At 61.4% G+C, this 6,467-nt stretch carries 6 protein-coding genes; 2 read left to right on the top strand and 4 right to left on the bottom strand.

Annotated features, from left to right (window positions below):
- Positions 1-16: 16 nt before the first annotated feature.
- The 3 genes from kynA to kynB all read right to left on the bottom strand — a co-directional run bounded on the left by kynA (position 17) and on the right by kynB (position 2,948).
- On the bottom strand, positions 17-862 hold the full coding sequence (gene kynA / locus AC1D1X_RS12805) for a tryptophan 2,3-dioxygenase (RefSeq protein WP_477698398.1): 846 nt from the start codon (positions 860-862) through the stop codon (positions 17-19).
- 135 nt (positions 863-997) lie between these two features.
- Entirely contained in the window at positions 998-2,278 is a 1,281-nt protein-coding gene (gene kynU / locus AC1D1X_RS12800; RefSeq protein ID WP_477698397.1) for a kynureninase, read from the bottom strand.
- 10 nt (positions 2,279-2,288) lie between these two features.
- Positions 2,289-2,948, bottom strand: a complete 660-nt coding sequence (kynB, locus tag AC1D1X_RS12795; RefSeq protein ID WP_477671376.1) for an arylformamidase — start codon at positions 2,946-2,948, stop codon at positions 2,289-2,291.
- Positions 2,949-3,172: 224 nt separating this feature from the next.
- On the opposite strand from kynB, the gene AC1D1X_RS12790 reads away from it, so the two are divergent.
- The gene (locus tag AC1D1X_RS12790; protein ID WP_477666272.1) at positions 3,173-3,937 is read left to right on the top strand and encodes an SDR family oxidoreductase; all 765 of its coding nucleotides are present in this window, start codon (positions 3,173-3,175) and stop codon (positions 3,935-3,937) included.
- 98 nt (positions 3,938-4,035) lie between these two features.
- Complete coding sequence (locus AC1D1X_RS12785; RefSeq protein WP_477671377.1) at positions 4,036-5,193, top strand: GntR family transcriptional regulator; 1,158 nt, start codon at positions 4,036-4,038, stop codon at positions 5,191-5,193.
- A 21-nt stretch (positions 5,194-5,214) separates the two neighbouring features.
- On the opposite strand, the gene AC1D1X_RS12780 is transcribed toward AC1D1X_RS12785, so the two are convergent.
- Positions 5,215-6,273: an oxidoreductase gene (locus AC1D1X_RS12780; RefSeq protein WP_477698396.1), complete on the bottom strand. Its 1,059-nt coding sequence runs from the start codon at positions 6,271-6,273 to the stop codon at positions 5,215-5,217.
- Positions 6,274-6,467: the final 194 nt, after the last annotated feature.

Raw genomic sequence — 6,467 nt, 5'->3', positions numbered from 1 at the left:
CCTGTATCCATCGCGCCTATAAGTCAGTCCGCAACTTCCATATCTCCGGAAACARSACKACATCCAGCATCTTGCGCAGGWAGCTSACGCCGCCCGTCCCACCAGTCCCTCGCTTGAACCCGATCACGCGCTCCACAGTCGTGACATGCCGGAAGCGCCAGAGCCGGAAAGCGTCTTCCAGGTCAGTGAGTTCTTCGCCGAGCTGGTACAGGTCCCAGTACTTCTTGGGGTCGCGATACACCACGAGCCAGGCCTGCTCAACCTCATCGCTTTCGGCATAACCTTGCGTCCAGTCACGCTGCGTATGGCTGGCCGGTACGGCCAGGCCGCGGCGGGCCAGCAGGCGCAGGGCTTCGTCATAGAGTGACGGGGTCTCATACGCGGCTTGTACCTGCGCGAGCAGGTCGGGCCGGTGCGCATGCGGCTTGAGCATGGCGGCGTTCTTGTTGCCGAGCGCGAATTCGATGCAGCGGTATTGCGCGCTTTGAAAGCCGCTGGAGTTGGCCAGGTAAGGGCGAATCGCGCTGTACTCGGRCGGCGTCATGGTGGCCAGCACSKCCCAGGCGTGCACCAGCTGCTCCATGATCTTGCTCACGCGTGCCAGCATCTTGAAGGCGCCGCCCAGCTCGTCTTTCGCGACGTTGGCGATCGCGGCGCGCAGTTCGTGCAGCATCAGCTTCATCCAGAGTTCGCTGGTCTGGTGCTGGATGATAAACAGCATTTCGTTGTGGTCGGGCGAGAGCGGTTTTTGCGCGCCCAGGATTGCGTCGAGCTGCAGGTAGTCGCCATAGCTCATCGAGTGACTGAAGTCGAGCTGCGCTTTTTCGTCGCGCACGATGTCTGCCGGCCGTTGTGTGTTCATGGATGATCTTTCACGGAAAAGCGATCTGGGTATTGAAACAAGCAGGGGCCGCAGGCGCAGCGGTCCCTCTTGTGATGAAAGGGGCAGGGAGAAGCCGCAGGCTGCACGCAGTGGACGACCGTGGGGGCCATGTCATCATGTGACCGCGTGCTTCTGGTTGAACTCGGATTTTTGCCATTCGGCGGTTTCCAGCACCTGCTTCAACTGTTCGACGGCGTTCCMGACGTCCTCAAAACCGATGTAGAGCGGTGTGAAGCCGAAGCGGAGGATGTCGAGGTGCTTGCCGGCGCCGCCGTCTCCGGCGCGGAAGTCGCCGATGACGCCGCGCGCGATCAGCGCTTGCACGATGGCGTAGGCGCCCTGGGTTTTGGTCAGGCAGACCTGTGAGCCACGCCGGGAATGTTCGCGCGGTGTGGCCAGGCCCAGGCCGTGGCCCGCGCAGCGTTCTTCCACGAGTTGAATAAACAGGTCGGTCAGTGCCAGCGATTTTTTGCGCAGGGCCTGCATGCCGCCGAATGCCTCGGCGGCCAGCACGGTGTCCAGCCCGCACTCCAGCGCGGTCATGCTCAGGATGGGCTGGGTGCCGCACAGATAACGTGCGATTCCTGCAGCGGGGCGGTAGTCCGGAGTGAATTCAAAAGGTGCTGCATGGCCCCACCAGCCGGCCAGCGGCTGCCAGAAGCGGTCTGCGTGTTTGGGGTTGACCCAGACAAAGGCCGGTGCGCCGGGGCCCCCGTTAAGGTATTTGTAGCCGCAGCCAATCGAGAAATCGGCTTTCGCCGCATTCAGGTCCACCGGCACGGCGCCCGCGCTGTGGGCCAGGTCCCAGACGGTGAGTGCGCCTGCTGCATGCGCTGCGGCGGTGACGGCGGCCATGTCGTGCATGGCGCCGGTGCGGTAGTTCACGTGGGTCAGCATCAGCACGGCCACTTCGCTGGTGAGCGCGGCGGCAATCTCTTCGGGCTCGACCAGTCGCAGCCGAAAGCCGCGTTCCCGGCACAGGGCTTCGGCGATGTAGAGGTCGGTCGGGAAGTTGCTGCGCTCGCTGACGATGACCTTGCGCGTGGACGCGTCCTGGGCCGCGATGTGCAGTGCAGCGCTCAGCACCTTGTAGAGGTTGATGGAGGTGCTGTCGGTGGCCACTACTTCGCCGGGGGCTGCACCTATCAGCCGGGCAATCTTGTTGCCCAGGCGTTGCGGCAGCTCAAACCAGCCGGCACTGTTCCAGGAGCGTATCAGGCCCTGGCCCCATTCGGCGGTCACGGCTTCAGCGACGCGAGCGGCGGCTGTTTTGGGCAGCACGCCCAGCGAATTGCCGTCGAGGTAGATCACATCTTCGGGCAGGGTGAATTGCCGGCGCAGCGTGCGCAGCGGGTCTTGCGCATCGAGGGCGCGGCAGTCTTGCAAAGTGCTCATGGAGTGGTCTTCATGGAAGTTCACGCAGGACTGCGCGAACGGGTGAGGCGTCGGCCCGGGTGAGTTTGAGCGGCAGGGCAATGAGTTCGTAGTCGCCTTCGGCTACGTCGTCGAGCACCAGGTTTTCGAGCACGCGCAGGCCGTGCGCCAGCAACTGGTGGTGGCTGGGCAAGTCCTGGCTGGTGGCCGGGTCCACGCTGGGCGTGTCAATGCCGACAAGTGCTATGTTTTTGGTAGCTAGCAGCGCAAGCGTGGCGGGGGCTATGGCCGTAAATGATGCCCATGACTGACTGGCTGCCGCTGAGGTACGCAGCAACACGCGGGGCGGCAGGTTTTCCAGCGCGTGGGCGATGTGTTCCGGCTGCACCAGCGGGCCGCAGTCCATGCAGTGGATCACGCGGCACGGCCCGAGGTAGGGCGCGAGGTCGAGTTCGCCGACGCTGGTTTCACCGTTGGCATAGTGCAGCGGCGCATCGGCATGCGCGCCGGTATGGGGCGAAAGTGTGATGCTGTTGACGTTGACCGGGCAGTCCGGCGTCAGCGAAAAATGCAACTGCTGCGAATAGGCCGTGTCGCCGGGGAACACCGCGGCGTTTTCATCCACCGACGGTGAGATGTCCCAGAGTTTTCGCGGTGGTGATGTGGTGGAAGCGGAGGTGCGGGCTGTCATGGGTGCAAAGGTAGCACCGGCAAAAAAGCCGTGGTGTCGGTTATTTCCAACAATCTCGAAAATAGTTGAAACCTAAAGTACCTGGCAAAAGCGGACGGCGCAGTCGTCGGGCGCGGCCTGTGGAACCCGTCAGCCTCGGGCACAATTAAAGGCTGTAGCGCTCGTTGCGGCATCGATTGACCAGAGCGCCTTTACAACCCCCTTCAAAGAGACAAAGGCACACCATGAATTCCGAGAACAAGTCCAGCGGCAAAGTCGCACTCGTCACCGGCGCGGGCACTGGCATTGGCAAGGCTGTGGCCCTGGCCCTGCTGCGTGAAGGCTACAGCGTGGCGCTGGTGGGCCGCCGCGCCGAGCCGCTCAACGAGGTTGCCAAAGAATCGGGCACAGACCGCGCGCTGGCTTTGCCAACCGACGTGAGCCAGCCCGACTCCGTGGCGGCGGCATTCGCCAGGGTCAAGGAAAAGTTCGGCCGGCTGGACTTGCTGTTCAACAACGCCGGTGTGGGCGCGCCGCCCGTCAACCTCGAAGACATCACGTTTGAGCAGTGGACCAATGTGGTCAACATCAACCTGACCGGCTCCTTCCTCTGTGCGCAGGCCGCCATCAAGTTGATGAAAGACCAGTTGCCCCAAGGCGGCCGCATCATCAACAACGGCTCGATTTCGGCCCATGCGCCTCGGCCCAACTCAGCGCCCTATACCTCCACCAAGCACGCCATCACGGGCCTGACGAAATCCATCTCGCTGGACGGGCGCAAGTACAACATCGCCTGCGGCCAGATCGACATCGGCAACGCCATGACAGAGCTCGCGGCCCGCATGGCCAAGGGCGTGCCCCAGGCCAACGGCGAGATCGCCATTGAGCCGATGATGGATGCGAAGGAAGTCGCCGATGCGGTGGTGCACATGGCGTCGTTGCCGTTGTCAACCAATGTGCAGTTCATGACCATCATGGCCACGAAGATGCCGTTTGTGGGCCGCGGTTGAGGGATGTTGTGTTGAGCCCGGCGCATATTGCTCAAGGTATGCATGGCGCATAGCCAGGGCAATTGAGGGTTGCGTGAAATGTGTTGTATTGTATGTATATGAGCAATACAGCATCTGATCTGGAACAGTACCTCGAAGAGTTGGCACGTACTGCCCAGCCCGGGGATCGCCTTCCGACCATTCGGGATTTGATGCGCCGGTTTGCCGTCTCCCAGATGGTGATTCAGCGTGCCTTCCAGGGCCTGAAAGCCAGGGGGCTGATTGCATCGCAGGTAGGGCGGGGGACCTATTTCCGCGTGGAAGGCGAGGCTGGCGTCGGCCCCGGCGCCTCGTCGCCGGCCGGAAGGTCGGTGCTGCTGCTGCGCCGTTCCATCAGCATTGCCCGCGGCCGTGTGTTGATAGAAGGGCTACAGCGTCGCTTTACCGCTGACGGCCACCGCGTACTTGAAGTTTCCTACACCGATCCCGCCCACGCGCGGACCATCTTGAAGGGTTCGCCCCGCTTTGACGCCTGCGTGGTTCAGTCGAGCTACAAAACCATCACGATTGATTTGCTCGCAGCGCTGAAAGAGAAATGCGATGCGTTGGCCGTGGATGGCGCGGCGCTCGCCGGGGCCGATGTCGAGGTGGTCGGCATGGAGTGGGGGGAGCCGCTGGCTGCGGCGATCACGCTTTTGCAGCAGCAAGGTCATCGCCGCATTGCATACGCAACAACGTCGCACCCATTTCTGGCAACCCAGATGGGACGGCGGCGGTTCGACTACCTGCAGACCACCCTGACAGGAATTGAGCTTCAGGTGATCACTGTGCCGCACCTGCCTGATGAGAACTACGAAGCGGTGCTTGTGGGGATGATCAAGGCCAGTCTGGATGCCTCGGGGCAGCTACCTTTCACCGCGTTGGTGGCGTGGGGCATCGAGGATGGCGCCAGATTTCGGGAACTGCTGCAAGAAGCTGGCGTTGGCATACCCGCACTGCTGAGTGTGGTGTTGCTGGGACGTACGGATCTTGCGAACGAGCACGCCAACTTCTTCGACACGATCGGGTGCAGCGTGGCCGATCAGGTCGAGTATTTGTATCAGGCCATCAACGCACGATGGGCCGACCCCTCAATCCCCTATGGCGTACGCCTGATTCCTGTAACGACTTACGCCGGTCAATCGATAGCCACCCTGCCGATGGCTGGTGAGCCGCACGAACAGGGTTTGCGGAAGTCCGTCAAAACTCGCAGCCAGGCGCTTGCCACCGGTTCCTGATCATTTGCCGAACGCGTGCTGTCATGCCTGGAATTCGATGGCAGAAACGGGCATTGTGCGACCCTCTCGCGCGCTCCGCAGTCCCAGCTCAATCAAACCGATGACCTGCATCGCATCATTGGCCGTGACGGGATTGATGCCCTTGCCATGGATGGCATCGCGTACTGCGCTGTAGTAGGCAGGGTAGTCACCCGCAACGCAGTTTATTTCGCGCCTTACGCAAGCGCCGTCCGTCCAAACTGAAACCTCGGCAGGCAAGGGATCAACTCCCCAGTCCAGGGCGGGTGGATGCTTTCCGGCTTTTAGCGCATTTTCTTGTGGATCAAGACCCATCTTGAGGAAACTGCCCAGGCTTCCATGCACTGTGAAGCGCGACCCCGGCGCCGGCGTCAGGGCACTGCCATGCAGAATGACCCGGCTTTGGCCATGGCGMAACACGGCGTGAAACCAGTCGGGAGTCTTTGCGCCATTGCGTTGTTCTGCCAGGTCGAGTGCAATCGATTCGGGAAGCCCGAATAGCTGCAGTGCCTGATCCAGCAAATGGGCTCCAAGGTCGTACCAGAGTCCACCGCCCGTATCGGCTTGTTCGCGCCAACGGGCAAGAACTTCCGGCCGGTAGCGATCGAAGTGCGATTCAAAATGAACGATTTTCCCCAGCTCACCGGAGGCAATGACCTGGCGCAGCGTAAGGAAGTCTGCATCCCAGCGACGGTTGTGGAAGACCGAAAGCAAGCGCCCAGCGGCTTGTGCTTTTGCCTGCAATTGCCGCGCTTCGTCCAACGTTACCGTAAAGGGTTTGTCGACCACCACATGCTTGCCCGCGGCCAGCCCTGCGCAAGCGAGCGAAAAATGTGTGTCGTTGGGTGTTGGTATCACCACAAGGTCAATGTCCGGACGCGCAAAAATCCGCTCTGCAGTTGCCTCGACCTGCACGTCGGGCCAGTCGGCATACACCTTGGAAGGATTGCTGCTTGAAATCGCGGCAAGTCTGAGCCCCGGGACTCCAGCTATCAAAGGCGCATGAAACGTTTTGGTGGCGTAACCGTAACCGACGATGCCAACGGAGAGAGTTTTAAGCACAAGGTGTCCCTTTTAGGTTGACCGCTTATCGAGGTTGCATCACGCGCTCGACCGTCTCAATCGTGATTGCCGCCGATTCGCCCACATAGTTGCTCGCAACAAGGGCCTGGGCCAGGCCCTCAGGAAGCCCATGCTTTGCAAACATCGGGTGCTCACTGATGCTTGTTATAAACGGAACGCCTTCGGATTGGGAC

The organism is Polaromonas sp. P1_G4 (genome assembly GCF_056405475.1).
The sequence above is the reverse complement of the archived record's forward strand: the minus strand, read 5'-3'. Positions and strand labels throughout refer to the sequence as shown.